General features: G+C 50.8%; 21 protein-coding genes and 1 tRNA gene. 16 read left to right on the top strand and 6 right to left on the bottom strand.

Annotation, left to right across the window (positions count from 1 at the left end):
* The first annotated feature begins 3 nt into the window (after positions 1 to 3).
* From DAI21_RS01690 to DAI21_RS01680, 3 genes are all read left to right on the top strand, one after another.
* Positions 4 to 1971, top strand: a complete 1968-nt coding sequence (locus DAI21_RS01690) for a YjhG/YagF family D-xylonate dehydratase (RefSeq protein ID WP_107702351.1) — start codon at positions 4 to 6, stop codon at positions 1969 to 1971.
* Positions 1972 to 2326: 355 nt separating this feature from the next.
* Positions 2327 to 3709 carry an MFS transporter gene (locus tag DAI21_RS01685; protein ID WP_100780771.1) on the top strand — a complete coding sequence of 461 codons (1383 nt, stop codon included), beginning with the start codon at positions 2327 to 2329 and terminating at the stop codon, positions 3707 to 3709.
* A gap of 12 nt (positions 3710 to 3721) precedes the next feature.
* Positions 3722 to 5341: a glycoside hydrolase family 43 protein gene (locus tag DAI21_RS01680; RefSeq protein ID WP_107702350.1), complete on the top strand. Its 1620-nt coding sequence runs from the start codon at positions 3722 to 3724 to the stop codon at positions 5339 to 5341.
* Between the two features lie 4 nt (positions 5342 to 5345).
* Here the strand turns inward: DAI21_RS01680 and DAI21_RS01675 are convergent, their stop codons facing one another.
* Both DAI21_RS01675 and argF read right to left on the bottom strand, forming a co-directional pair.
* Complete coding sequence (locus tag DAI21_RS01675) at positions 5346 to 6104, bottom strand: IclR family transcriptional regulator (RefSeq protein ID WP_100777807.1); 759 nt, start codon at positions 6102 to 6104, stop codon at positions 5346 to 5348.
* 153 nt (positions 6105 to 6257) lie between these two features.
* A complete protein-coding gene (argF, locus tag DAI21_RS01670; RefSeq protein WP_107702349.1) occupies positions 6258 to 7262 on the bottom strand; it encodes an ornithine carbamoyltransferase in 1005 nt (334 codons plus the stop codon).
* A 164-nt stretch (positions 7263 to 7426) separates the two neighbouring features.
* Here argF and rraB point away from each other — a divergent pair, with 164 nt between their 5' ends.
* The 7 genes from rraB to DAI21_RS01635 all read left to right on the top strand — a co-directional run bounded on the left by rraB (position 7427) and on the right by DAI21_RS01635 (position 15186).
* A complete protein-coding gene (rraB, locus tag DAI21_RS01665) occupies positions 7427 to 7852 on the top strand; it encodes a ribonuclease E inhibitor RraB (protein ID WP_100777805.1) in 426 nt (141 codons plus the stop codon).
* A 170-nt stretch (positions 7853 to 8022) separates the two neighbouring features.
* Positions 8023 to 8781: a tRNA isopentenyl-2-thiomethyl-A-37 hydroxylase MiaE gene (gene miaE / locus DAI21_RS01660; RefSeq protein ID WP_107702348.1), complete on the top strand. Its 759-nt coding sequence runs from the start codon at positions 8023 to 8025 to the stop codon at positions 8779 to 8781.
* A 27-nt stretch (positions 8782 to 8808) separates the two neighbouring features.
* Positions 8809 to 9540: a topoisomerase II gene (locus DAI21_RS01655; RefSeq protein WP_100777803.1), complete on the top strand. Its 732-nt coding sequence runs from the start codon at positions 8809 to 8811 to the stop codon at positions 9538 to 9540.
* Positions 9541 to 9646: 106 nt separating this feature from the next.
* Positions 9647 to 9731: transfer RNA gene (locus DAI21_RS01650), tRNA-Leu, on the top strand.
* Positions 9732 to 10105: 374 nt separating this feature from the next.
* On the top strand, positions 10106 to 11467 hold the full coding sequence (gene dcm / locus DAI21_RS01645) for a DNA (cytosine-5-)-methyltransferase (RefSeq protein ID WP_107702347.1): 1362 nt from the start codon (positions 10106 to 10108) through the stop codon (positions 11465 to 11467).
* Between the two features lie 20 nt (positions 11468 to 11487).
* Positions 11488 to 13002, top strand: a complete 1515-nt coding sequence (locus tag DAI21_RS01640; RefSeq protein ID WP_107702346.1) for an ATP-binding protein — start codon at positions 11488 to 11490, stop codon at positions 13000 to 13002.
* A gap of 6 nt (positions 13003 to 13008) precedes the next feature.
* Entirely contained in the window at positions 13009 to 15186 is a 2178-nt protein-coding gene (locus DAI21_RS01635; protein WP_107702345.1) for a Z1 domain-containing protein, read from the top strand.
* A 54-nt stretch (positions 15187 to 15240) separates the two neighbouring features.
* Here DAI21_RS01635 and DAI21_RS01630 read toward each other — a convergent pair whose 3' ends face one another.
* Complete coding sequence (locus DAI21_RS01630; protein WP_107702344.1) at positions 15241 to 15837, bottom strand: bifunctional 2-polyprenyl-6-hydroxyphenol methylase/3-demethylubiquinol 3-O-methyltransferase UbiG; 597 nt, start codon at positions 15835 to 15837, stop codon at positions 15241 to 15243.
* Complete coding sequence (locus DAI21_RS01625; protein WP_107702343.1) at positions 15837 to 16850, bottom strand: HNH endonuclease domain-containing protein; 1014 nt, start codon at positions 16848 to 16850, stop codon at positions 15837 to 15839. The genes DAI21_RS01630 and DAI21_RS01625 overlap by 1 nt, the downstream gene beginning before the upstream one ends.
* A 616-nt stretch (positions 16851 to 17466) precedes the next feature.
* Between DAI21_RS01625 and DAI21_RS01620 the strand changes: the two genes are divergently transcribed.
* From DAI21_RS01620 to DAI21_RS01605, 4 genes are all read left to right on the top strand, one after another.
* Positions 17467 to 17982, top strand: coding sequence for a DUF2778 domain-containing protein (locus DAI21_RS01620; protein WP_107702342.1), 516 nt, complete (start codon positions 17467 to 17469; stop codon positions 17980 to 17982).
* Positions 17963 to 18481, top strand: coding sequence for a hypothetical protein (locus tag DAI21_RS01615; protein ID WP_107702341.1), 519 nt, complete (start codon positions 17963 to 17965; stop codon positions 18479 to 18481). The genes DAI21_RS01620 and DAI21_RS01615 overlap by 20 nt, the downstream gene beginning before the upstream one ends.
* A gap of 1 nt (position 18482) precedes the next feature.
* A complete protein-coding gene (locus DAI21_RS01610; RefSeq protein WP_107702340.1) occupies positions 18483 to 18968 on the top strand; it encodes a type VI secretion system tube protein TssD in 486 nt (161 codons plus the stop codon).
* 441 nt (positions 18969 to 19409) lie between these two features.
* On the top strand, positions 19410 to 19883 hold the full coding sequence (locus tag DAI21_RS01605) for a SymE family type I addiction module toxin (protein ID WP_107702339.1): 474 nt from the start codon (positions 19410 to 19412) through the stop codon (positions 19881 to 19883).
* Positions 19884 to 20072: 189 nt separating this feature from the next.
* On the opposite strand, the gene DAI21_RS01600 is transcribed toward DAI21_RS01605, so the two are convergent.
* Positions 20073 to 21080, bottom strand: a complete 1008-nt coding sequence (locus tag DAI21_RS01600; RefSeq protein ID WP_107702338.1) for a LacI family DNA-binding transcriptional regulator — start codon at positions 21078 to 21080, stop codon at positions 20073 to 20075.
* 197 nt (positions 21081 to 21277) lie between these two features.
* Between DAI21_RS01600 and DAI21_RS01595 the strand changes: the two genes are divergently transcribed.
* Together DAI21_RS01595 and DAI21_RS01590 are read left to right on the top strand one after the other, a co-directional pair.
* Complete coding sequence (locus tag DAI21_RS01595) at positions 21278 to 22366, top strand: cellulase family glycosylhydrolase (RefSeq protein ID WP_107702337.1); 1089 nt, start codon at positions 21278 to 21280, stop codon at positions 22364 to 22366.
* A 45-nt stretch (positions 22367 to 22411) separates the two neighbouring features.
* Positions 22412 to 23806 (top strand): MFS transporter, encoded by a 1395-nt coding sequence (locus DAI21_RS01590; RefSeq protein ID WP_107702336.1) that lies wholly within the window; start codon positions 22412 to 22414, stop codon positions 23804 to 23806.
* Positions 23807 to 23844: 38 nt separating this feature from the next.
* Here DAI21_RS01590 and trpS read toward each other — a convergent pair whose 3' ends face one another.
* On the bottom strand, positions 23845 to 24849 hold the full coding sequence (gene trpS, locus DAI21_RS01585) for a tryptophan--tRNA ligase (RefSeq protein ID WP_107702335.1): 1005 nt from the start codon (positions 24847 to 24849) through the stop codon (positions 23845 to 23847).
* Between the last annotated feature and the right edge of the window lie 32 nt (positions 24850 to 24881).

Genomic DNA, 24881 nt, shown 5'->3' with positions numbered 1-24881 from the left:
AAGATGGCGATAGAGACGATTTTTACCCCGCAGGATGATGCATTTTATTCCGTTATCACCCATGCGGCCGGGCCGCAGGGCGCGCTGCCGCTGACGCCGCAAATGCTGATGGAGTCGCCGAGTGGCAACCTGTTTGGTATGACGCAGAACGCGGGCATGGGCTGGGACGCCAATAAACTCACGGGTAAAGAGGTGCTGATTATCGGCACTCAGGGCGGGATTCGCGCGGGAGATGGCCGCCCGGTGGCGCTTGGGTATCACACCGGCCACTGGGAAATCGGCCTGCAAATGCAGGCGGCGGCAAAGGAGATCACCCGCAACGGGGGAATTCCGTTCGCGGCGTTTGTCAGCGATCCCTGCGACGGGCGCTCGCAAGGGACGCACGGGATGTTCGATTCTCTGCCGTACCGCAACGACGCCGCCATCGTTTTCCGTCGTCTTATTCGTTCGCTCCCCACGCGCAGGGCGGTGATTGGCGTCGCCACCTGTGACAAAGGCCTGCCCGCGACCATGATTGCACTCGCCTCCATGCACCATCTGCCGACCATTCTGGTGCCGGGTGGCGCGACGTTGCCGCCAACGTTCGGCGAAGATGCCGGAAAGGTGCAGACCATCGGCGCGCGCTACGCTAACCATGAACTCTCATTACAGGAAGCCGCTGAACTGGGCTGCCGCGCCTGTGCTTCACCAGGCGGTGGCTGCCAGTTTTTGGGCACCGCAGGAACGTCACAGGTGGTGGCCGAAGCGCTCGGGCTGGCATTACCACACTCAGCGCTGGCTCCATCCGGGCAGGATGTGTGGCTGGAAATTTCGCGCCAGTCGGCCCGCGCTGTGGCGCAGCTCGACGATCGCGGGATCACCACGCGCGATATCCTGACGGACAAAGCCATTGAAAACGCGATGGTGATCCACGCCGCGTTTGGGGGATCGACCAATCTGCTGCTGCATATTCCTGCGATCGCCCATGCGGCGGGTTGCACGATCCCGGATGTCGACCATTGGACGCGCATCAACCGCAGCGTGCCGCGCCTGGTGAGCGTGCTGCCGAACGGGCCGGATTATCACCCGACCGTGCGCGCGTTCCTCGCGGGCGGCGTGCCGGAAGTGATGCTCCATCTGCGCGATCTTGGCCTGCTGCATCTGGATGCCATGACGGTGACGGGCCAGACGGTCGGGGAAAACCTCGACTGGTGGCAGGCCTCCGAGCGTCGCGAACGTTTCCGTCAGTGTTTGCGCGACCAGGACGGTGTTGATCCTGATGATGTGATCCTGCCGCCGGAACGGGCCAAAGCCCGCGGGCTGACCTCCACCGTGGCGTTCCCGGTGGGGAATATCGCGCCGGAAGGATCGGTGATAAAAGCCACGGCGATCGATCCGTCGGTGGTGGGGGAGGACGGTGTGTATCGTCATACTGGCCGGGCGCGAGTATTCGTCTCCGAAGCGAGGGCAATCAAAGCCATCAAAAGCGGGGAGATCGTGCGCGGCGATATCATGGTCGTTATCGGCGGAGGCCCGTCCGGTACCGGAATGGAAGAGACTTACCAGCTGACATCGGCGCTAAAACACGTCTCCTGGGGCAAGAGCGTATCCCTGATCACCGACGCCCGTTTTTCCGGGGTCTCGACCGGCGCCTGTTTTGGCCATGTGGCCCCCGAAGCGCTGGCCGGTGGGCCGATTGGCAAGCTGCGCGATAACGACATCATCGAGATCGAGGTGGACAGGCTTTCATTAACTGGCCGGGTGAATTTCATCGGCACGGCGCAACATCCGCTCACGCCGGAAGAGGGCGCTGCAGAGCTGGCGCGTCGGGCGCCGCACCCGGAGTTGCATGCCCACGATTTCTTGCCGGACGATACGCGACTTTGGGCGGCGTTGCAGTCGGTGAGCGGCGGAACCTGGAAAGGCTGTATTTATGATACCGATAAAATTATCGAGGTGATTAACGCCGGTAAAAAAGCACTCGGAATATAAAGCATAAAATAAATCTAACTGCCTGTGATGATTATTTGCGGGCGGTTTTATTGCGCCTGTAATATAGCGATTTTTAATAAATTGCTGTTTTCGTAACGCATTAAAAAATAAAAGCTAAAACTATTTTTTAATTTGTGGGTATATAACGACGATTATCACAAAAGCAAAATATCATAATTCATAAATAAGATATGACCATTGCTGGTTAATCGATCATTTACTTACACTCAATTAACACGAAATAGTCCGATCGGCACACGAAAAAAGGGTGTAATCCTGACGATGCACCAGGTATTGCTTTTGCCTGGAACAGGTCCCTGACGTTTGCACTTTTTCACTTTCTGCGTTGGGGGTAATCATGCAATTAACCATGAAAGATAAAATTGGCTACGGGCTGGGTGATACCGCCTGTGGCTTTGTCTGGCAGGCCACGATGTTTTTGCTGGCCTATTTTTATACGGATGTTTTTGGTTTATCGGCGGGCATTATGGGGACGCTGTTTTTAGTGTCGCGCATACTCGACGCCGTCACCGATCCGCTGATGGGGCTTCTGGTGGATCGCACCCGCACGCGCCACGGCCAGTTCCGCCCGTTCCTGCTCTGGGGCGCAATCCCGTTTGGCGTCGTCTGCATGCTGACTTTCTACACGCCGGACTTTTCCGCCAACGGTAAAATCATCTACGCCTGCGTGACCTACATTCTGCTGACGCTGGTCTACACCTTCGTGAACGTCCCTTATTGCGCCATGCCCGGGGTGATTACCGCCGATCCGAAAGAGCGTCATGCGCTCCAGTCGTGGCGTTTTTTCCTCGCCGCCGCGGGATCGCTGGCGATCAGTGGGATTGCGCTGCCGCTGGTGGGGATCATCGGTAAAGGCAACGAACAGTTGGGCTACTTTGGCGCGATGTGCGTGCTCGGCCTGAGCGGTGTGGTGCTGTTGTATGTCTGCTTCTTTACCACCAAAGAGCGCTATACCTTTGAGGTGCAGCCGGGTTCGTCCGTATCAAAAGATTTGAAGCTGCTGTGGGGCAACAGCCAGTGGCGGATTATGTGCGCATTCAAAATGATGGCGACCTGCTCGAACGTGGTGCGCGGTGGGGCCACGCTCTATTTCGTGAAATACGTGATGGACCATCCGGAGATGGCCACGCAGTTCTTACTCTACGGCAGCATCGCCACCATGTTTGGCTCGCTCTGTTCATCCCGGCTGTTAGGCCGCTTCGACCGCGTGAAATCGTTCAAGTGGATTATCGTGGCGTACTCCCTGATCAGCCTGCTGATTTTCATCACGCCGGTGGCGTATATCGGCCTGATTTTCGCCCTCAATATCCTGTTCCTGTTTGTCTTTAACACCACCACGCCGCTGCAATGGCTGATGGCCTCCGACGTTGTCGATTATGAAGAGAGTCGCAGCGGCCGCCGTCTGGACGGGCTGGTGTTCTCTACCTATCTATTCAGCCTGAAAATCGGCCTGGCGATTGGCGGCGCGGTGGTCGGCTGGATCCTCGCCTATGTCAATTACTCCGCCAGCAGCAGCGTGCAGCCCATCGAAGTGCTGACCACCATCAAAATCCTGTTCTGCGTGGTTCCGGTGGTGCTCTACGTCGGCATGTTCATCATGCTCTCGCTCTACAAACTCAGCGATGACCGCGTCGAGGCCATCAGCCAGCAACTGCTTAAACACCGTGCGGCGCAGGGCGAGGATCTTCCCGCTGCGGCGACGGCGGCATCCCATTAAGAAGGAGACGCTATGTACACTATCACTAACCCGATTCTGAGCGGATTCAACCCGGACCCGTCCCTGTGCCGGCAGGGTGAGGATTATTACATTGCCACCTCGACCTTTGAGTGGTTCCCCGGCGTGCGGATTTATCACTCACGCGATTTGAAAAACTGGTCGCTGGTGAGCACGCCGCTGGATCGTGTGTCGATGCTGGATATGAAAGGCAATCCTGATTCTGGCGGCATCTGGGCGCCGTGTCTGAGCTACGCCGACGGGCAGTTCTGGCTGCTGTATACGGACGTGAAAATCGTCGATTCCCCGTGGAAAAATGGCAAAAATTTCCTCGTCACCGCGCCGTCCATCGAAGGGCCGTGGAGCGAGCCGATTCCGATGGGCAACGGTGGCTTTGATCCGTCGCTGTTCCACGATGACGATGGCCGTAAATATTACATTTACCGACCCTGGGGGCCTCGCCACCACAGCAATCCGCATAACACCATCGTGATGCAGGAGTATTTCCCGCAGACGCAGCGGCTTTCGCCGGAGCGCAAAACGCTGTTTACCGGTACGCCGCTGTGCTACACGGAAGGGGCGCATCTCTATCGCAAGGAGGGCTGGTACTATCTGATGGTCGCGGAGGGGGGCACCAGCTACGAACATGCCGTGGTCGTGCTGCGATCCAAAAACATCGATGGCCCTTACGAGCTGCACCCCGAGGTGACGATGATGACCAGCTGGCATCTGCCGGAAAATCCGCTGCAAAAGAGCGGGCACGGCTCGCTGCTGGAGACGCACACCGGCGAGTGGTATATGGCGTATCTGACCAGCCGACCGCAGCGTTTGCCGGGCGTGCCGCTTCTGGCCTCTGGCGGACGCGGGTACTGTTCGTTAGGGCGTGAAACCGGGATCGCACGCATCACCTGGCGTGACGGCTGGCCCTATGTCGAGGGCGGGAAACACGCGCAGGTCCACGTACCGGGGCCGCAGATGGCGGAGAGTCAAAGCGTGTCGACGGCGAACTGGCGCGATGATTTTGATACATCAGCGCTTAACCCGGAGCTGCAAACCCTGCGCATTCCGTTCGACGATTCTCTCGGATCGCTGACGGCACGCCGGGGATTCCTGCGGCTGTATGGCAACGACTCCCTCAACTCGACCTTTACCCAGTCCACCGTGGCGCGGCGCTGGCAGCATTTCGCGTTTCGCGCCGAGACGCGCATGGAGTTTGCCCCACGCCATTTCCAGCAAAGTGCCGGGTTAACCTGCTACTACAACAGCAAAAACTGGAGCTACTGCTTTGTCGACTACGAGGAAGGGAAGGGCAGGACGCTCAAGGTGATTCAGCTCGATCAGAACGTGCCGTCGTGGCCGCTGCACGAGCAGCCGATCCCCGTACCGGACGACGCGCAGGGCGTGTGGCTGCGCGTTGACGTCGAGCATTTAGTCTATCGCTACAGCTATTCGTTTGACGGCGAGCAGTGGCAGACCGTGCCTGTCACCTATGACGCGTGGAAACTGTCGGATGATTACATCGGCGGCCGTGGGTTCTTTACGGGGGCGTTTGTCGGACTGCACTGTGAAGACATCAGCGGCGATGGCTGTTATGCCGATTTTGATTACTTCAGCTATACGCCTGCCACCGCGTGACGCTTCAGGCCGGGTAGCCCAGCGCTTTTGAGAGCTGCAGCCCGGCCTCTTCCAGCATTCCCCGGAAGCGGGCGAACGCGTCATCATCGACCCGCGAGGTTAAGGTCGAAAGACTCAGCGCCGCAATCACGCGGGATTCATGATTCCACACCGGCACCGAAACGCAGCGCACACCCTGTTCGTTCTCTTCGCTATCGAGGGCGTAACCCTGGGCGCGGGTTTGCGCCAGCGCCGCCAGCAGCGCCTCGCGCGAGGTTATCGTCGCCGGGGTGAAAGAGGTGTACTGATAGCCGTCGAGCAGGGCGTTGAGGTCGGTATCGTTGAGCCAGGCGATCAACACTTTCCCGATGGCAGTCGCATGGACAGGAAGACGACGACCAATGCGTGAATAGGCAATAGCTGCCAGCTTGCCTTCGATCTTCTCGATATAGACGCCTTCGCGCCCGTCGAGAATGCCCAGATGGGTGGTCTGTCCGGTGCGCTGCGACAGATCCGTCAGCCAGCCCTTCGCCTTCTGGCGAATATCCATCGAACTCACCACAAAATGGCCGCGCTCTACCAGTTTCATGCCGAGGCGATATTTGCCATTTTCTGGATTCTGATCGATATAGCCGTGCAGCTGGAGCGTTTTGAGCAGCGAGTGAAGCGTGCTTTTGCTCAAACCCATCTGTTTACTGATGTCAGTGATCTTCAGCTCCGTCGCCTGTTCATTAAACAGGTCGAGGATCTGCAAGGCACGTTCAACAGACTGAATAATAGGCATAATTAAGGACCGTCCACGCTGGAGTTCAGGTGAAAAAGTACCTTTTTTTCGCTGAAAAATCAATCGAATGGCGGTAAAAGCAAAACGGCAACCCCAGGTCGCCGTTTTTGCTGTTGATTCTTTCTGCCGTGTGGAGAAAGCGAGAGTGAAGGCTTACTCCGCAAGTGTCGCCACCATGACGGCTTTAATGGTATGCATCCGGTTTTCCGCCTGGTCAAAGACGATGCTCGCCGCCGACTCAAACACTTTATCGGTCACTTCCATTCCGCCGTGCAGATCGAACTCTTTCGCCATCTGCTTGCCGAGGGTCGTTTGATCGTCATGGAACGCCGGCAGACAGTGCAGGAACTTGACGTTCGGATTGCCCGTCAGGGCCATCATTTCGCAATTCACCTGATAGTTACGCAGCAGCGCGATACGCTCCGCCCACTTCTCTTTTGGCTCGCCCATCGACACCCAAACGTCGGTATAGATGAAGTCCGCGCCTTTCACCCCGGCGATCACATCTTCCGTCAGGGTGATTTTGCCGCCATTCTGCATCGCCAGCGCGCTGCACTCCGCCACCAGGCTCTCCTCCGGCCAGCAGGCTTTAGGCGCGACCAGACGCAGATCCAGCCCGACCAGCGCCGCCGCTTCCAGCATCGAATTGCCCATGTTGTTGCGCGCATCGCCCGCATACACCAGCGTCATCTGGTTAAACGCTTTGCCCGGCAGGTGCTCCTGCATGGTCAGCAAATCCGCCAGCAGCTGGGTAGGATGGAACTCGTTGGTCAGCCCGTTCCATACCGGCACACCGGCATATTCCGCCAGGGTTTCGACCACCTCCTGGCCGTGGCCGCGATACTGAATTCCGTCGTACATCCGCCCGAGTACGCGGGCCGTATCCTTAATTGACTCTTTATGCCCAATCTGACTGCCGCTCGGGCCGAGATAAGTGACGCGCGCGCCCTGGTCAAATGCGGCAACTTCGAAAGAGCATCGTGTACGGGTTGAGTCTTTTTCGAAGATGAGCGCGATGTTTTTGCCAGTAAGCGACTGAACTTCAGTGTTATTTTTTTTATCCGCTTTAAGCTTTGCCGCGAGCGTCAGCAAAGAGTTGAGCTGTGCAGGCGTAAAATCGAGCAATTTCAGGAAGTGCTTTTTATACAGTTCAGACATGTTATCCTCACATGGCAAAGGCCACTTATTGAATTAAAATTCACTTTATATGTATGAATATTCATTTGCAACCCTGTTTAACAATTCTTTCTTACATTAGGTGGAGGCAAACACGTCCGTGTGTGAAAATAGAAGTATCTGCCGAACTTAAAGAGGAACGAGCCATGGCAAACCCAGAACTGCTGGAAGAGCAACGCGAAGAGACGCGCCTGATCATTGAAGAGCTGCTGGAAGACGGCAGCGATCCGGACGCGCTGTACACCATCGAGCACCATTTCTCTGCAGATGACTTTGAATCGCTGGAGAAACTGGCGGTAGAAGCGTTCAAAATGGGTTACGAAGTGACCGAGCCGGAAGAGCTGGAAGTGGAAGAGGGCGAAACCGTCATCTGCTGCGACATCCTGAGCGAAGGGGCGCTGAAAGCAGAGCTGATCGATGCGCAGGTTGAGCAGTTGATGGATCTGGCCGAGAAGTTTGAAGTGGAATACGACGGCTGGGGAACCTACTACGAAGATCCAAACGGCGAAGACGGCGATGACGAAGACGATGAAGATTTCGTCGACGAAGATGACGACGGCGTGCGCCACTAATTAATAAAATACACAACATCATTCACGCTGCGTCGAGGCGGCAACTGAGTGAGTCCCAGCGAGCTTACACAGGTAAGTTACCTGGGGGGACGACGGCAGCCAACGAAGAGGCAGCGTGAAGGATAAAGTGTATTGCGGCAGCTTCGGCTGCCGCTTTGTAAGGTTTCATCATGGACTACCCGCAGATACTCACCCCCGTTCTTAACTTTCTCCACTGCCCGACCCCGCAAGCATGGATTGATAAAGCCCGCGATCCGGCAAACCTGCCGCTCCTGCTCACCGATCACATGGTGTGCGAACTCAAAGCCGCACAGACGGCGCTCCTGCTGGTGCGTAAATATGTCGCCGACAAAAGTGGGGCCGACGCGCTGCTCGAATGGCTCAAACCCTACGAAGCCTTTACCTTCCGCGAAGGGCCGGAACCGGATTTTATCGCCCTGCATAAGCAGATTGGTAAAAGCGTGATGCCCAAAACCGACGATCCGTGGGGTCAGGCGCTGATCGACAGTATGGTGCTGCTGATTAAAGAGGAGCTGCACCACTTCTGGCAGGTGCGTGAGGCGATGCTGGCGCGCAGTATTCCCTACGTCAAAATCACCGCCAGCCGCTACGCCAAAGGGATGCTGAAGGAAGTGCGCACTCACGAACCGCTGACGCTGATCGACAAGCTGATTTGCGGAGCGTACATCGAAGCGCGCTCCTGCGAGCGTTTCGCCGCGCTGGCGCCATTCCTCGACGACGACCTGCAGAAGTTCTATCTGTCGCTGCTGCGCTCGGAAGCACGCCATTACCAGGACTATCTGACACTTGCTCAACAGGTAAGCGACAACGATATCTCTTCACGCGTACAGCTTTTTGGTGAAATTGAAGCCACACTTATCTCGACACCGGACAGTGAGTTTCGTTTTCATAGCGGCGTGCCGGTGTAATCCGACAGATCAAAAGGATGCGAGACGATGAAGAGAGCCTGGAAACCGATTGTGATTGTTGCCGTACTGGCCGCTGCCGTGGCGTGCTGGGTCTATTACGATAAACAACGCCTGCAACAAAACCCCGAACAGCAACTCGACACCACGCTCAACAGTATGCCTGCCTGGCAGGTGCTGAAGGAGCAAGAACCCGCATTCCAGCAGCGCATCCGTGAACAGATCCTCGCAATGCAAAAAGAGGGTGATTCCGAGCAACAGATCATCGATGTGATTCAACCGCAGATCCTGCACCTGCAGATGTCGCGCCTGCAGACCGCGCCGGACGCGAACGTGGTGGATTATATGAAGGCGAATATGGAACAGACCGCCGCCATTCAGAAGGTGAGCGACGATGCCTGTTTCCGCTTTCTCTACCCGGACGTGAAGGGCGGCATCAACCCGATGCGGGTGCTGGATAAGCCGATGATGCAGCGCCGCATGCAGGCCGACGCCGACATGATGCGCGCCGCCTACGGCAAAAACCGCCACACCGTGACGGCGCAGGAGCGCGACACCGCCGTCGCCGACGTGCGCCCGATCATGAAAGAGCTGGCCGCGAAGTACGGCGAGGATATTCAGCTGCTGCAGATGCCGGACAAGGCGACGGGCAAAGAGAAGTTGTCGTGCGATATGGTGCAGGAGATGTGGGCCAAAGTGCTGCAACTGCCTGAAAGCCATGCCGCCGGCGTGATTCGGCTGGCGGTTTCCGAGCTGGAGTGACGATGGTCGCTGGTTTTTTGGGCACTTAGCGCGGGTTTAGCGCGTCGTCGCTTGCATGGCGGCGCGCGACAGGTATAATCCACAACGTTTCCGCATCCCCTTCAGTGCCGAAGTGGCGAAATCGGTAGACGCAGTTGATTCAAAATCAACCGTAGAGATACGTGCCGGTTCGAGTCCGGCCTTCGGCACCAAAAGATGCAAATCAAAGTCGCTTAAGGGCGGCTTTTTTTGTGTCTGAAATCTAGCCTTTGCAAGATCATCCCCACTATTTCGTTTGGCCTAATTAAATCTACTTACTGATAGGATTACATTGCCGGGTCTAACTTCCTTGGTAACTATGTCATTTTGAACCGAGTGAGATTAGAGGAGCATGATGTGTATGGTGGAAAATGAATGGTTATTATACAATTCAAGCGATTAAACATCATACTTGTGAATCGAACTTTAAAATTCTGTTGACGCGATTCTAAACTATACAAAACTATCACCAAAGTATGTGTTTATATACAGCCATTAGTATGCTTGAATATACATAGACAGAATTTTGCTTTTTGAGATTACTTATATGGAAACTAAAAAAAACTTTACTTTCATAGACTTATTTGCAGGTCTGGGAGGTTTTCATCTTGCGTTAAAACGATTAGGTGGCGTTTGTCGTTTTGCTGTGGAGTGGAAGGAACCACTACAGAACCTATACGTAGAAAATTTTGGGATTAGACCACAAGGTGACATTACAAAAGTTCCTCTTGAAAATATACCTGATCATGATGTATTAACCGCTGGATTTCCATGTCAGCCTTTTTCTAAAGCTGGTGATCAGTTAGGCTTCGAATGTACAAAACAAGGAGGTTTATTTTTCAACGTAGTTGAAATATTAAAACATAAGCGTCCGAAGTTTTTTATTTTAGAGAATGTCCCCAATCTTTTGAAACATGATGAGGGGAAAACATGGATAAAAATCCAACAGTTTCTTGGTAAGGAAGGTCTTGGCTATAATATTGATGCCGCAAAACTTTCACCGCATCATTTTGGCATCCCACAGATTCGTGAACGTATATATATCGTTGGATCATTGTTGCCCCTTGAAAATTTTAGATGGCCGGAAACTTCCAATTTAGTTACTTCAATAGATAGTATTTTAGATGATAACCCGATTAATGCAAAATCGTTATCTCCTCAAGTTATCGATTGCTTAAATGTTTGGAGTAAGTTCTTAGAACTATGCCCTCCTGACGTTGAGATACCTTCTTTTCCTCTATGGTCAATGGAGTGGGGAGCAACTTATCCTTTCGAAAATGAAACCCCTTATGCAAGGAAGGTTCGCTTAGGAAAAGAAGGTTTAAAAGGCTTTAGAGCGAGCCATGGTTGTAAAATTGGCCTGAAAAGAAATGTTGATGATCGCTGGAAATTATTACCGAGTCATGCTCGAACAGAAGAATTTGAATTTCCTAAGTGGAAAAAAAACTATATTAGGCAAAACAGGCAATTTTATAATGATAATAAAGCTTGGATTGATCAATGGTTACCTGATATTTTGAGATTTCCTTCAAGTCTTCAAAAGCTTGAGTGGAATGTGCATGGCGAAGAGAGAGATATTTGGAAATATGTCCTTCAATTTAGGGCGTCTGGAGTGAGAGTCAAAAGAAGAACAACTGCTCCGAGCTTGATTGCGATGACTGATACCCAGGTCCCTATTATTGCATGGCAAAAACGTTATATGACCCCCCGTGAATGCGCAAAACTCCAAAGTCTTGATGAGTTACTGAAATTGCCAGAAAGCCCTACTCAAGCATTTCAGGCTTTGGGAAATGCAGTAAATACAAAAGTTGTTGAGTGGGTTGCAAGTGCATTATTAGATGCGTTTAAAGATGAAAAAGATATCATTCAATTTAATATTTTAGAAAGTGGTTGTGTTGCCAATAATTAAGCCATTTGAAGGAGATTTTTATGGCACTTTCGAAAGTAGATGTGCGGCCAGGGATTAGTATATTGGCAGTTTTGCGACATCTCAATTATAAACCTTGGTTTGCCATCGGAGAGTTCGTAGATAATGCTTTGCAAAGTTTTTTAGCGAACCCTCGAAAAAATGTACTAAAGACGCTCACTGTAGATATTCAAATTGATGCAACTCAGCCTGCAAGAATATCAATTAAAGATAATGCTTTTGGTATTTCAATAGAGGATTTTCCTCGAGCTTTCAAGCCAGCATCCATACCTCCAGATAACACAGGATTATCTGAGTTTGGTATGGGAATGAAAAGCGCCGCCTGCTGGTTTTCACCAAAATGGGAAGTGCGCACATCTGTTTTAGGTGAACCTATAATAAGAACAATATATTTTGATATTGATAATATGATTGCAGATGATGCCTATGAAATTGTTATAGAAGAGGCGTCAGGACTTAATGAACAACATTTCACAGAAATTATTTTGAATGATGTTTTTCATACACCTGTTAAGCGTACTATCTTTAAAATTAAAAAACATCTAGAAAGTATATATAGAAAATTTATTAGGGATAAGGTTTTGATATTAAAGGTTAATGGTGAAGAATTAACTTTTAAAGATCCTAAAATACTTAATGCGCCCTATTTTAAAAGTACTGATGAAACATCTCTTGAGTGGCGAAAAAATATTAGTTTTACTTTCGGTGAGAATTTTAAAGTTAATGGTTTTGCTGCGATTAGGGCCGTGGGTAATACTAGTGAAGCGGGATTTTCACTTTTTAGAAGAGGACGAGTTATACAAGGAAGTGCTGATGAAAATTATCGTCCCTCTTATATTTTTGGAAATTCAAATAGTTATAGATTTCAGCGATTGTTCGGTGAGTTCCACATTGATGGTATAGATGTCAGCCATACTAAAGATGGTTTTAGGTGGGGTGAGTTCGAGCAAGCTTTTCTCCAAATCCTAAGAGATAAATTAGATAGTGATGATTTGCCTTTGTTGCGTCAAGCTGAAGGATATAGAGTTAGAGGTAATAATAGTAAATTATTTTCTATCATTGAAAAAGCAGTGTCTAGTTCAGTTGAAGAAATGAGGATAGGATTGCCGTTGTCAATACCTAATATACTCGATTCTGATTTAGTTGATGCTCCAGTTGAGACTGTTGTATGTAAATCTCAAATAATGAATAAGATTTTTGACATTGCATTCCGAGATCAGAAATGGTCAGTATGTATTGAAATATCTAATGAGTTTTCCAGTAGTGAGTGGTTGGCATTAAGTGACACAGGGAGGATAGGCGATGAAATCAGGCGATTACATATTCGCATGTCTATGTCTCACCCCTTGATGATCCAATTTGCGCAGAAAGATGGAGATGTATCAGAAGCTGTATTTCGTTTAGGAGCAGCATTGGCCATAGCAGAAGTTTTAGCTAGAGATTGTGGCGTTAGCAAAGCTGGTACTATTCGTAGAAATGTAAATGAGATATTACGTAATGTATTTTCTAAAAGGTGAATATAAATGAGCTTAGAAACTAAAATTACATTCAATAGTAATGGGATAAATTGGGCGCCAAAGTCGGGTGAAGAAACAGGAGACTTTCTCGGACAGAGCGCGATGCCAGAAGAAGCAAAAAATAAATTATTAGAAGATGCTATTTCGATTCTGTCACGTGGGGTTCCGCCTCAAGTAGAAAATGGTTTTGAAACTGGACTGGTGGTTGGTTATGTGCAAAGTGGAAAAACAATGTCGTTTGAAACTGTTGCAGCGCTTGCAAGGGATAATGGATTTCATATAGTAATAGTTATAGCTGGTACGTCAAATCCGTTACTTGCACAATCTTCTAATAGATTAAAAAAAGACTTAGGTTTAAATGATGTAAATAGAGGCCGTAGGTGGGTACAACTGGAAAATCCGACATCTTTAGATTCTGATGGACAGATGATTCGGAATACACTTTCCATATCTAAGGACTCATCAACCGATGCAATTTATAAGAAAACTATTCTTATTACGGTCTTGAAAAATCATACACGAATAAAAAAATTAGCTGAAATTTTTGAAGCATTAGATCTAAATGGTACATCAGTCCTGATCATTGATGATGAGGCAGATCAAGTAAGTTTAAATACTGAAGCATCACAAGGTGAGGAAAGCGCAACATATAGTTGTTTGATAAGGCTTAGAAACTCTCTACCGAATCATACTTATTTACAATACACCGCAACTCCTCAAGCTCCGTTATTAATTAATATTATAGATTCTTTATCACCAAATTTTGTAAAAGTATTAGAACCAGGTGATGCTTATATTGGTGGTCGAGATTTTTTTGATAGAAACTCTTCGTATATAAAACTTATTCCTTCAAATGAAGTTCCAACTAAAGATAATCCCTTAACTTATCCTCCATCATCTCTACTTGATGCCCTGCGTATATTTATGTTGGGAGTAGCTGTAGGCATTAAGGAGTCGGGTAATACAGGTAATCGTTCTATGCTTGTCCATCCATCGCATTTAACAGCCCAGCATAAAGAATTTTATGGATGGGTACGGAGTATATTTGATGAATGGCAAACCTGTTTAGAATTACCAGATAGCGATTTAGATAAAATAGATCTTTTAAACGAATTTAGAAAATCCTATAACCACTTGAAAGAAACAACATGTTTACCGCCCTTTGAACAGGTGGCTAATTCCTTCGGTATTGCTTTTAAAAATACTCAAATTGTTGAAGTAAACTCCAGAAAAAACAAAACTCCAGCAATTGATTGGCAGCATAATTATGGATGGATTTTGGTGGGGGGGATCGCAGTTGATAGAGGATTTACAGTTGAAGGGTTGACTGTAACATACATGCCGAGGGGTGTCGGTGTTGGAAATGCTGATACTATCCAACAAAGAGCAAGATTTTTTGGTTACAAGAAAAATTATTTAGGTTTCTGCAGGGTTTATTTAGAACAAAGCACACTTGAAGCATTTAGAAATTATGTCACACACGAAGAAGATATTAGAAAACAGCTGAAGATTGTAGAGTTGGAAAATAAACCATTAAACTCATGGAAAAGGGCTTTTCTTTTAGATTTGGATTTAAAACCTTGTAGGGATAGCGTTCTCGAATTTGATTACATGCATACAAAATTTTCTGATAAATGGATTATGCCAAAATTAATGTTTCCCTCGAATAACATAGTTAGTGATAATAGGGAGACTACAGCAGAGTTTTTGAGTCATTTATCTTTTGTTTCGGATGTGGGGCATAATGAACGCACTGAGACCCAGAAGCATTTAGTTTGTGATAACGTTCTTTTAAAAGATTTATATGAAAATTTGCTTATTAAACTGCGAGTGACTGGGAGTAACGATTCTCAAACAAACACTGCAATGTTATTACATTTAGCAAAAGCAATAGAAAATGATATTACTGAGAGTTGTATTGTTTATAGGATGAGCCCTAATGAACGAAGAATTCGAAAAATAAATTCATATTTGTTCCAAGGGGCTTATCCCGTTGAGTCTTCACGCCGTGGCGAAATTTATCCTGGAGATGCAATGATAAAAGATCCTCAAAGAGTAAGTGTGCAGATTCATTACATTGACTTAAAAATGGATAATCAAAGAATGATTAGTGACGTACCAGTCGTAGCAGTATGGATCCCTCAAAAATTAGCATGTTCTGTTCTTGTGCAAAATCATAATTAATCTTTTTCGAAGGGCTCTGTAACAGAAGCCCTTCAATTTTTATCATTCTCATGATCAGGTCTCTTGTCGCTCTATTTTCTTTTTCAGAATTCCATTAAACCAAATTTCATCTCGGTCTGGCCGATTATCTTTCGTAATCCATAACGAAAAAATATCTATTTCACTCATACAATTAAGTAATCTCCGCAATTCCATTTCGTTTAGATCTGTAAACCGTCTTTCACCCTGCACGCGCTCACCGTTGCCATACTTAAAGGACACGTACCAGACGCCGCCAGGCTTAAGCGCATCCGCAAGCTTCTGCATCACGGCAGGCAACTCAGAAGAGGGGACATGCAACAAAGAGGCACAACACCAGATCCCATCGTACTGCGCTTTACCGTCGATCTCTGAAAATGTCATCAACTGCACGGGTAACCCAGTATGTTGCTTTGCCAGCTCCACCATTGCGGAAGAGGCATCAAAAGCATCCACCTGATAACCCATCTCATGAAAGGCTTTTGCGTCCCGGCCTGAACCGCAGCCTGCATCCAGAACCCGGGCACCGTGTGTCAGATGTTGGGTGAAGGCCTCGTATAGCGGGGTCATATCGACATTGACCGTGCCATCGAAGAATTCCTGTGCGTAGTTCTGATAGTAGTGAAGTGTCATTAAAACGTTGCCTCGCCTTCCGCGTGGGGTTTCCAGGTATGGAAAAGTTTGTCCAGCGCGGCCTGCCAGTTACGCTGAAGAAAGCTTTTCCGTGCTTCAGGACGTTGCCCTGTCTGTAGAACAATCGTCTCATGTAACGGCAGTTTGCTCTGAATAAAATATTCATTGCGGGTGTGTAACCGCTGCAGGAGCCTGAGGTCGGGAATGCGTGCCGACTTGCCTTCAACGCCACGGTTACAACATCGACAGGCCAGCACTAAGTTCCATACGCCGTTAATATTGCTCACTTCATGGCGGGCGGCCCAGGGAATAAAGTGGTCGACGTCCGCCAGTTCTGTGTCTCCCGGAACCAGGCTGATGGGTTTAAAGCAGTAAAAACACCGTCCTTTCTGGTATCCATTCAGACTGTCGCGACAGCTGGTGATGTCTACGCGACGCGCGTTCAACCTCGTGAACAACAGCTGATTATCTTCGTCGAACTCCACGCCCACAAGGTTACGTGATATCCCCATCGACCAGGCCTGTTCCACCAGGTTCCAGCGGGCATTGGTTTCAAAGGCGAGGTTTTTATACTGCAGGCGTTCGCCAAGTAAAAAGAAGTTATCCGTCAGGCGGATCCCGTTGTGGGTTTTGCGCTCATCAAGGAAAAAACGTTTATCGATCTCGCCCTGGTTCACGTAATGAAAGGCATCAATCACGTTGTTAAAGCCAAGGCGCACCGTCGCTTCAATGAGCTGAGCGTGGGTGATTTCACCTCTGTTGAACTTCAGGCAGGTTTCCAGAAATTGACTGCTGCGGGAGGTGATCTGTTTTGGCGCATGCTTCAGGTGCTCGCAAAGATAGCGGCTGAACGGCACGGCAAGCTGGTCGAGCGTAATCAAATCGCTGCCCGTCTTATCCACTTCATACAATGCCGACGCCAGCGCAAATTTGTAAGATGCGACGTTCCTTCCAAAGAGGATCACACCACGCCAGTAGTTCTCAAGCGTCGGATCGGCCTGATAAAATTCCATCGATGAAGTCCTGTTACGGTTGGCTGGGCAAGGCGTTACTAAAGCCCGTAACAGAATCACATAACAAAATCAGGGTGATGTAAATCGTTAATCTATAGGTTTGATGAATTTTTGTGGGATCTGAGAAAAAGGGCTGGAGGCGACGGATTTGTCGTTTAAGGCAATTTAGCGAATGTATAGATTTCTGGATGAGGGATATAAAACTGATTTTCAAGCCAGCGATTTACCAGTATCCCCCTCGTATCTGCCAATTTTACCTATCGCAAAACCGCTGTATTTATATTCAATTCTGTATAATAGGCAGCAGTAATTACGCCAGTCGGAAAAACGCCTCTTCATGGGGATGTCCTCATGTGGCTTATGAAGACATTACTAACATCAGGGAGCAGGTCACATTGCTAGCGGTTCGGTCTCGCCCCTGAGGGTACATGGTTAACTTGATAAACCTAGCTTCCTGACACACCTCTGATGTTACCGCCTAACGGCCTTACACGTTGTCTTACCACCAACGGGCTATTGTCTGAAAATCAGAGGTCTCTCGGAAGAAAACCTTCTTACGTCCGATTGCGTAGGATTACGATAAGCCAATAACTCATTATAGATAAAAGGGTTATCTATGGCTCTACATGGAAAGTTCGTAATTAATGATGCGTACTACTCACCGTTATCGTTTCCTGGTATAGGCACGTTTTTAGCTTTCTCTGGTAATGGTGCTTACCGTAATCGTGGGGCATGTGGAATGATCCCCAAAGAGGGGCCAGTACCAGCGGGTAAATACTGGATTGTTGACCGCCCTCAAGGTGGACTCAAGTCACAGCTAAACGCAGGGGGAAGAGACATTTATAATCACTTCGCCAATGGTGCAACATTCAAACATTCTGAATGGTTCGCATTATGGCGTGATGATTGGGAGATCGACGATTACGCATGGATTGAGAACGTTAAGCGTGGCAATTTCCGTTTGCATCCAGGCGTACTCTCAGAAGGTTGTATCACTCTCCCACATGATTCTGATTTTGCCATGTTGCGTAATGCTCTGCTGAGAAGCCAAAGAATAGATGTTCCTTGCATGAGGAAGCTACAGGCATACGGGACGATTGAGGTGATCTCCAATGGCAAAACATGCCCTTAGTTTATTCATCAAGATAGTGCTGTTCGCTGTTGTTATGCTGATCGTCGCTGAAATGGTTCCGTATGATGGATTAGTTAATTCTATTACGGGGCTTTTCGATTTCCAGAGCGCCGACAAGTTTACCCGCTTCATTTTGGGTGAACCTGATTTAGAAGTTTGGGAATCGTTAGACGACTATTTTAGCGTCTTAATCAATATATTAATCAGCGTACCTGTCATGAGCGCTATTACCACGGCGTACAGTGGCGCGACACACAAAGTTAGTCCAGCAGGCATCCCCAGAGAGTGGATCAGTTCCACATTGCGACGGTTAGCTAAAATCTTCGGGTTTACCTTCCTGTTTTGGGCGTTGTTTCGCTTGCTGCCTTATCAGACTTTATTCCCAGATCAAACGTATTCAAATTTCACAATGGCGGCGATTGTGGGCTTTCAGTTGCTCTTAACGATTGTTTGCTACTGGTTCATCACGAAGAAAATCACAACTAAAAGGAGTTTGTAAAATGCCTATTCCGGCTTACATGTGGCTTAAGGACGATGGCGGCGCAGACATTAAAGGAGCTGTAGACGTTCAGGATCGTGAGGGGAGTATAGAGATTGTTGGCTTTAGTCATGGTCTGAACATTCCAGTAGACAGTGCCAACGGGAAGATTACTGGCAAGCGTTCACATTCTCCGATGATGATTGAAAAGGAGTTTGATAGCTCCAGCCCGTATCTATACAAAGCCGTTGCCACCGGTCAAACGTTGAAAAGTGCGGAAATTCGCTGGTATCGCATTAACCATGCAGGACAAGAAGAGTGCTACTTCGTCATGACCATTGAGGGCGTGAAAGTGACGGGCATTAACCCAGGGATGCCAAACGCTAAAATGGCAGGAAACTCGCAGATCAACCACATGGAATCTGTTTCCATGATGTATGACAAAATCACCAGGCGTTATGTTGATGGTAATGTCCAGTATACGGACGATTGGAACGTAAGAGCGTAACAAATAGAAAGGAGGCATTGAGTGCCTCCTCTTTATTAACGCTTATCCTCTCAAAGAAGCCTGTCCGTAATTCTGTGTAACTGCCATCGTATTAAAAGTTATCGCTCAGTCGTTCACCGAACTTGATAATAAAACGACTCATTGCCAGCCCGCAGATCGGCGAATGGTTGCTCTTAGGTCCATGCGGGCGCTCAACTTATATTCTGATAGTCCTCGCTGCGTAATTTCCCTGACCCAACCCTTTTCCTGAATCCCCCTCGCAAATTTCAAATTTACCCCACCTAAAACCGCTGTATTTATATTCAGCCCTGTATAATGGTCACCAGAAATTACGCCGAACGGCAAAGGAATCTCAAAGAATATTTAACGAGGAATTCGCGATATGAAGGTGCTGCAACACCCCCATACCGCTAACCACAACCAACTAATACGGAGTTGAAAATGGCTGCGACGAATTTTAAGCCAGAGTTTACTGTTTGCAAAACAGAATCAGACGCTTTCACCGGCATGATTGAAAACCGCGAGCTGGTACGCAAAAACAGCGCCCGCCGTCTTCACGGCAACCCGCCCAACGCGGCGCCCGTCCATCCCCGCGCGGAAACGCCGCAGGACAGTGCCGCCTGTTGCGAACTTTATGCGCGCATAGACATGAAATATCTTCTGCTGGGCGGTGAATGGTTAACCCGCGCGGGCTTTATCAACGGCATGCCGGTGAAAATACGCGCCATGAAAGACTGCATTGTGATTACGCCGCAGCATACAAGAGAATTATGGGGATGCCTGGAAGGTATGAGTGTGGTGAATATCAATAAACAGAAAGTCGCGCAGTGGTTGAGGGCATTTCCGGGGGCGTTGAATGATACTGGCGATATACCGGTTGGGAAGCGAGGAGTTGGGCAGGCGATGTTGAAATAATGTCTGACTTTCCACCTCACGTAATCCTCTAAGCAATAAAACTATACGGGCATGTCATCCCATGTCCGTTTTAAGTAAAAATCAATCGTGCTTTACCTTCTCTTTCACCGCGTTAACCAGCAAGTGGCTTTACGATTAACATCACTTGTGGCGTTCGGTGAGAAATCCTATGCGGGCATGGTGTTTACCTCAGACGAGGCTTGAGGCGCGCACCTTCAGCCTGCCCGCCAGCGTCACATGCGTCGCTGCATCTTCCTGATTGCACAAATACTCCACCGCCAGTCGTCCCAGCTCGCTGTACGGCAGTTGAATACTGGTCAGCGGCGGGGTGAGCTGTTCGGAAATCTTCTGATCGTCGTAGCCCGCCAGCAGCATATCCTGCGGGATCTTCACGTGGTTCACGGCCAGCGCCTGATAGCAGCCGATCGCCAACCAGTCGCTGGCGCAAAAGATCGCATCCGGGCGGGTAGGGAGTTGCAGCAGGGACTCGGTGGCCGTGTAGGACTCACTGAACTGCCAGTTGGTCGGGCGAACCAGGCTCTCGTCGTACGCCAGCCCGGCCTGTTCGAGGGCGGCCTGGTAACCCGCTTGACGCTGGCGGGTGGCTTCCATCCAGCTCTCGCCGGTGATGTGCGCTATGCGTGTTGCCCCCTGGGCAATCAGATGACGCGTCACCTGGAAGGCGTTGGCGTAGTCGTCGGGAATGAACGATGGCAGCAGCGGTGAGCCGGGATCGCGCTGATTCAGCAACACCAGCGGGAGCTGGGTGCAGTCCTGGAAATCGGTCATGTCCACCAGCGTGGTGACGGGGGAGGCGAGAATAATTCCCACGCAGTTGCGCTTCTCCAGCTGGCGAATGATGTTCAGGGCCAACTCCACGTCGTCGCCGTAATCGTACACGGTCAGCAGCGTCTCGTTGCGCCAGGCCGCATCCCGCGCCTGGCTGATGGCGTCGATAAACGGATCGTAACTTTGCAGGGAGCTGACCAGCAGCGCCACCTCTTCCTGGTTGCGCGGCGTGTGAATGGCGGGCAGGCGATCGTAGCCCAGCTCTGCGGCCACGCCGATCACCCGCTGGCGCGTCTCGTCGCTGAGTTTGATGTTGCGGGACTGGTTAAGCACCAGCGATACCGTCGCCTGCGACACCCCCGCCGCCCGCGCAATATCGTTCATCGTGATTTTGTTTTTCCGCTTCATCCGTCCGCTCCCCCTTCAGAAACAGCATCATACCTCACGGCTTTGTCATCGGTCAGGCGAAAGCGCGGTCGATCACGTTTCTTACGTGCTCAAGCCTGAACTTTGTGATTGCTGTCGCTTTTCTGAACGCGCCTGTTTGCTCATTTATAACGCAACTAATATTTATTAGCTAAATATTATCAGCAAGTGAGGCGACGATGAAACAGCAGTGGAGCAAGGAACAGGCGCAGGCGTGGTATCAGCAAAAAGGGTGGCTGTGCGGGTTTAACTATCTGCCGTCGACAGCGGTGAACTGGACCGATATCTGGCAGCAGGAGACGTTCGATGCCGAAACCATCGACCGCGAGCTGGGCTGGGCGGCGGATGCGGGCTACAACACCCTGCGCATAAATCTGCCGTTTATCGTCTGGGAGCACGATCGCGACGGGCTACTGGCGCGCATTGAGCACTTTCTGACGCTGGCTGACCGCCACGGGTTCAGCACCATGCTGACGCTGATGGACGACTGCGGGTTTTCGGGTGACGAGCCGTATCTCGGCCCGCAAAAGCCACCGGTGCCGGGTAAACACAACAGCCAGGCGGCGGCAAGCCCAGGGCGCGATAAAGTATGCGATCGCGACTGCTGGCCGCAAATAGAGCGCTATATCCGCGACGTTATCCGCCAGTTCCGCGATGATAAGCGCGTTCTGCTCTGGGATCTCTATAACGAACCGGGCAACCGCGGTATTTTTGCGACGGGCACCGTGGAAGTGCTCTATGACGAAAAACTGGAAACCTACGCGCATGAATTAATGAAACTGGCGTTCCAGTGGGCGCGGGAAGAAGATCCTGAGCAACCCCTGACGGTCTGCGCCTGGCGCGTGCCGCCGGAAGAGGCAGGGGAGACGTTTTTCCAGCATCCGCTCGATCAAACCGCGCTGGGCCTGTCGGATGTCGTGAGTTATCACGCCTACACCAATACCGGGCGTATGACGGCGATTATTCAGCAATTACAGGAGCTTGGCCGCCCCCTGTTTTGCACCGAATGGCTGGCGCGTCACGTCGGCAGCACCATCGAAGAGCAGCTTCCGCTGATGTACACCGCGAAAGTTGCGCCCTATCAGTGGGGCCTGGTGCGCGGCAAAACCCAGACCTGGCTGCCGTGGCCGGTGATCATGACTGGCGCCACCGACTACTGCCGCCTGTGGTTCCACGACGTCCTTGAAGAGAACGGCATCCCCTTCTCGCGCAGTGAAATCGCCCTGATGCGCAAGCTCCGCCAAATCGCCCCGCAGCCGCAGGCATAACAATAACGATCCGGCGGTACGCCGCCGGACAACAAGGTACGCACTATGGCAACGACAATGAAAATACCGTCTCGCGAGTTGTGGTCCTATTTTGGCTATGGTTTAGGTCAGTGTTTTAGTTTTGGTTTAGTGGGTTCATTTATTAACTATTTTTACACCGACGTGCTGGGGATCTCGGCGCTGGCGGCAAGCTCGATCTTCCTGATTGCCCGCGTCTGGGATGCGGTTCACGATCCGCTGTTCGCCAGTTTTATGGACACCATTAACAGTCGTTTCGGTAAGTTCAGGCATTTTTTACTCATCGCACCGATGCTGATTACCGGCGTCACGCTGCTCTCGTTCTATAAAATCGAAGCGGACATGACCACCAAAATCCTCTACGCCGGGGTGACGTACATTCTTTGGGGGACGCTGTACGCCATCTCCGATATCCCGTTCTGGTCCATGTCATCGGTGATGACTAATGACTCCGGCCAGCGCACCCGCGCGGTCACGGCGGCCATGCTCGGGGTTAACGCCGGTATTGCCTGCGCGAATATCTTCTTCCCGAAACTGGCGGCGTTTTTCGCCCAGTACAGCAACGACAAAGGCTATTTTATGGCGGCGCTGGTGATGATGCTGTTCGGCCTGCCGCTGATGCTGAACGGGTTTATGCAGATTAAAGAGCGCGTGCCACCGAGCACCGAGAAGGTGACGATGCGAGATACCTTCCACAATCTGCGCCAGAACAAGCCGCTGTTTATCATCCTGCTGTCGTTCTTTTTCTGCGTATTCCACAACGTCGCCAACGGGATTTACATCTACTTCTTTATCTACAATCTGGGCGACGGCAGCCTGCAGATGGCGATTGGTGTGATGGGGATCGTGGCGGCGATGGTGTGTTTGATTGCGCCAATGCTGACGCGCAAAATGCAGAAACGAAAACTGTTTATGATCCTCTGCGGGCTGGATATCGCCGTGCGCGCGGTAATGTGGTTCGCGGGCTATCAGCACACGGCGCTGCTGTTCTTGCTGCTCGGCCTGAGCACGTTGTTCGTGATGATGAGCAACATCCTCACCTCGTCGATGATCGCCGACACCATCGAATACGCCGAGTACCACACCCATAAACGCTGCGCGGCGATCACCTTCTCCGGGCAGACCTTTACCGGCAAGATGTCGGTGGCCGTGGGTGGGGGCTTAATCGGCGTGTTCCTGACGATGATCGGCTACGTGCCGCAGGCGCAAACTCAGAGCGACGGCGTGCTTACCGGGTTGTTCTTCGGCATCTGCCTGCTTCCGGCCATTGGCTCGCTGATCCGTCTGGGCTGCATGTCGCGCTTCACCTTTACCGAAGAGAAACACGCTGAGATTTGCCGTCTGCTGGCGGAGCGGCGTCATGCGACGACGCAGGAGAATCAGGGCGACGAGCGTCTGGATCGCCCGGTGTCAGTCAACTAACCGACGTTGACGCCTGCTCGCCAGGCGTCAATACACTTTCAGAACACCGGTACGCCCAGCCCCCGTTTTACCTCTTTTAAGGTCGCCTGCGTGACTTCATCGGCGCGTTCGCTGCCTTTTTTCAGTATCTCCATCAGCTGGCTTTTGTCCTGAATGTAGGTCGCCCGCCGCTCGCGCATCGGCGCGATCAGCTCCTGCAGGCACGCTTCCAGCTCGTTTTTACAGGTCCGATCGCCCAGCCCGCCTTGCTGATAGTGGGCTTTCATCGCTGCGACTTTGGGTTTATCCGCGTGAAACGCATCCAGCCAGGTGAACACCACGTTGCCCTCAATCTGGCCCGGATCGCTCACTTTCAAATGGTGCGGGTCCGTATACATGGCGCTGACGGCGCGGTGGATGGTCTCTTCGCTGGCCGAAAGGTGCAGCGTGTTGCCGAGGGATTTCGACATTTTGGCGTTACCGTCGACGCCCGGCAGGCGGCTGGTTTCGCTCAGCATCGCTTTGCAGTGGCGCAGCACCGGGGCGGGCAGCAGGCTATTCATCTTGTGTACGATTTCGTTGGTTTGTTCGATCATCGGCAACTGGTCATCGCCGACGGGCACCACTTCGGCTTTAAACGCGGTAATGTCCGCCGCCTGGCTGATGGGATACACCAGGAAACCGGCGGGCAGCGAGCGGGCAAACCCTTTCTGCGCGATCTCATTTTTCACCGTCGGATTACGCTCCACGCGCGCCACGGTGACGATGTTCATATACAGCATCGTCAGCTCGGCAAGCGCCGGAAGGGCGGATTGCAGGCAGAGGGTGGTGAGGTCGGGGTCGATACCTGCGGCCAGATAATCGGCCAGCACTTCGGGGATGTTATCGCGTATTTTTTGCGGGTTACTGCCGTTATCCGTCAGGCCCTGCAGGTCGGCGACCAGCACAAACTGTTGATAGTCGTGCTGCAACGCAACACGCTGGCGCAGCGATCCGACATAGTGGCCGAGATGCAAAGGGCCAGTCGGACGGTCGCCGGTGAGAATAGTGGTTTTAGGGTTCATGAAAGACTCCTTAAGGTTTAAAAGCCGAAAGA

The organism is Lelliottia sp. WB101, assembly GCF_003051885.1.
In the GTDB taxonomy this organism is placed as follows: Bacteria; Pseudomonadota; Gammaproteobacteria; order Enterobacterales; family Enterobacteriaceae; genus Enterobacter; species Enterobacter nimipressuralis.
This window is presented reverse-complemented; position numbering and strand designations above follow the sequence as displayed.

What these genes read in the sequence shown, in the direction of transcription:
- DAI21_RS01690 (WP_107702351.1), top strand. Translation starts at nt 4, where the DNA reads ATGGCGATAGAGACGATTTTTACCCCGCAGGATGATGCATTTTATTCC.
- DAI21_RS01680 (WP_107702350.1), top strand. Translation starts at nt 3,722, where the DNA reads ATGTACACTATCACTAACCCGATTCTGAGCGGATTCAACCCGGACCCG.
- DAI21_RS01675 (WP_100777807.1), bottom strand. Translation starts at nt 6,104, where the DNA reads ATGCCTATTATTCAGTCTGTTGAACGTGCCTTGCAGATCCTCGACCTG.
- argF (WP_107702349.1), bottom strand. Translation starts at nt 7,262, where the DNA reads ATGTCTGAACTGTATAAAAAGCACTTCCTGAAATTGCTCGATTTTACG.
- rraB (WP_100777805.1), top strand. Translation starts at nt 7,427, where the DNA reads ATGGCAAACCCAGAACTGCTGGAAGAGCAACGCGAAGAGACGCGCCTG.
- miaE (WP_107702348.1), top strand. Translation starts at nt 8,023, where the DNA reads ATGGACTACCCGCAGATACTCACCCCCGTTCTTAACTTTCTCCACTGC.
- DAI21_RS01655 (WP_100777803.1), top strand. Translation starts at nt 8,809, where the DNA reads ATGAAGAGAGCCTGGAAACCGATTGTGATTGTTGCCGTACTGGCCGCT.
- dcm (WP_107702347.1), top strand. Translation starts at nt 10,106, where the DNA reads ATGGAAACTAAAAAAAACTTTACTTTCATAGACTTATTTGCAGGTCTG.
- DAI21_RS01640 (WP_107702346.1), top strand. Translation starts at nt 11,488, where the DNA reads ATGGCACTTTCGAAAGTAGATGTGCGGCCAGGGATTAGTATATTGGCA.
- DAI21_RS01635 (WP_107702345.1), top strand. Translation starts at nt 13,009, where the DNA reads ATGAGCTTAGAAACTAAAATTACATTCAATAGTAATGGGATAAATTGG.
- DAI21_RS01630 (WP_107702344.1), bottom strand. Translation starts at nt 15,837, where the DNA reads ATGACACTTCACTACTATCAGAACTACGCACAGGAATTCTTCGATGGC.
- DAI21_RS01625 (WP_107702343.1), bottom strand. Translation starts at nt 16,850, where the DNA reads ATGGAATTTTATCAGGCCGATCCGACGCTTGAGAACTACTGGCGTGGT.
- DAI21_RS01620 (WP_107702342.1), top strand. Translation starts at nt 17,467, where the DNA reads ATGGCTCTACATGGAAAGTTCGTAATTAATGATGCGTACTACTCACCG.
- DAI21_RS01615 (WP_107702341.1), top strand. Translation starts at nt 17,963, where the DNA reads ATGGCAAAACATGCCCTTAGTTTATTCATCAAGATAGTGCTGTTCGCT.
- DAI21_RS01610 (WP_107702340.1), top strand. Translation starts at nt 18,483, where the DNA reads ATGCCTATTCCGGCTTACATGTGGCTTAAGGACGATGGCGGCGCAGAC.
- DAI21_RS01605 (WP_107702339.1), top strand. Translation starts at nt 19,410, where the DNA reads ATGGCTGCGACGAATTTTAAGCCAGAGTTTACTGTTTGCAAAACAGAA.
- DAI21_RS01600 (WP_107702338.1), bottom strand. Translation starts at nt 21,080, where the DNA reads ATGAAGCGGAAAAACAAAATCACGATGAACGATATTGCGCGGGCGGCG.
- DAI21_RS01595 (WP_107702337.1), top strand. Translation starts at nt 21,278, where the DNA reads ATGAAACAGCAGTGGAGCAAGGAACAGGCGCAGGCGTGGTATCAGCAA.
- DAI21_RS01590 (WP_107702336.1), top strand. Translation starts at nt 22,412, where the DNA reads ATGGCAACGACAATGAAAATACCGTCTCGCGAGTTGTGGTCCTATTTT.
- trpS (WP_107702335.1), bottom strand. Translation starts at nt 24,849, where the DNA reads ATGAACCCTAAAACCACTATTCTCACCGGCGACCGTCCGACTGGCCCT.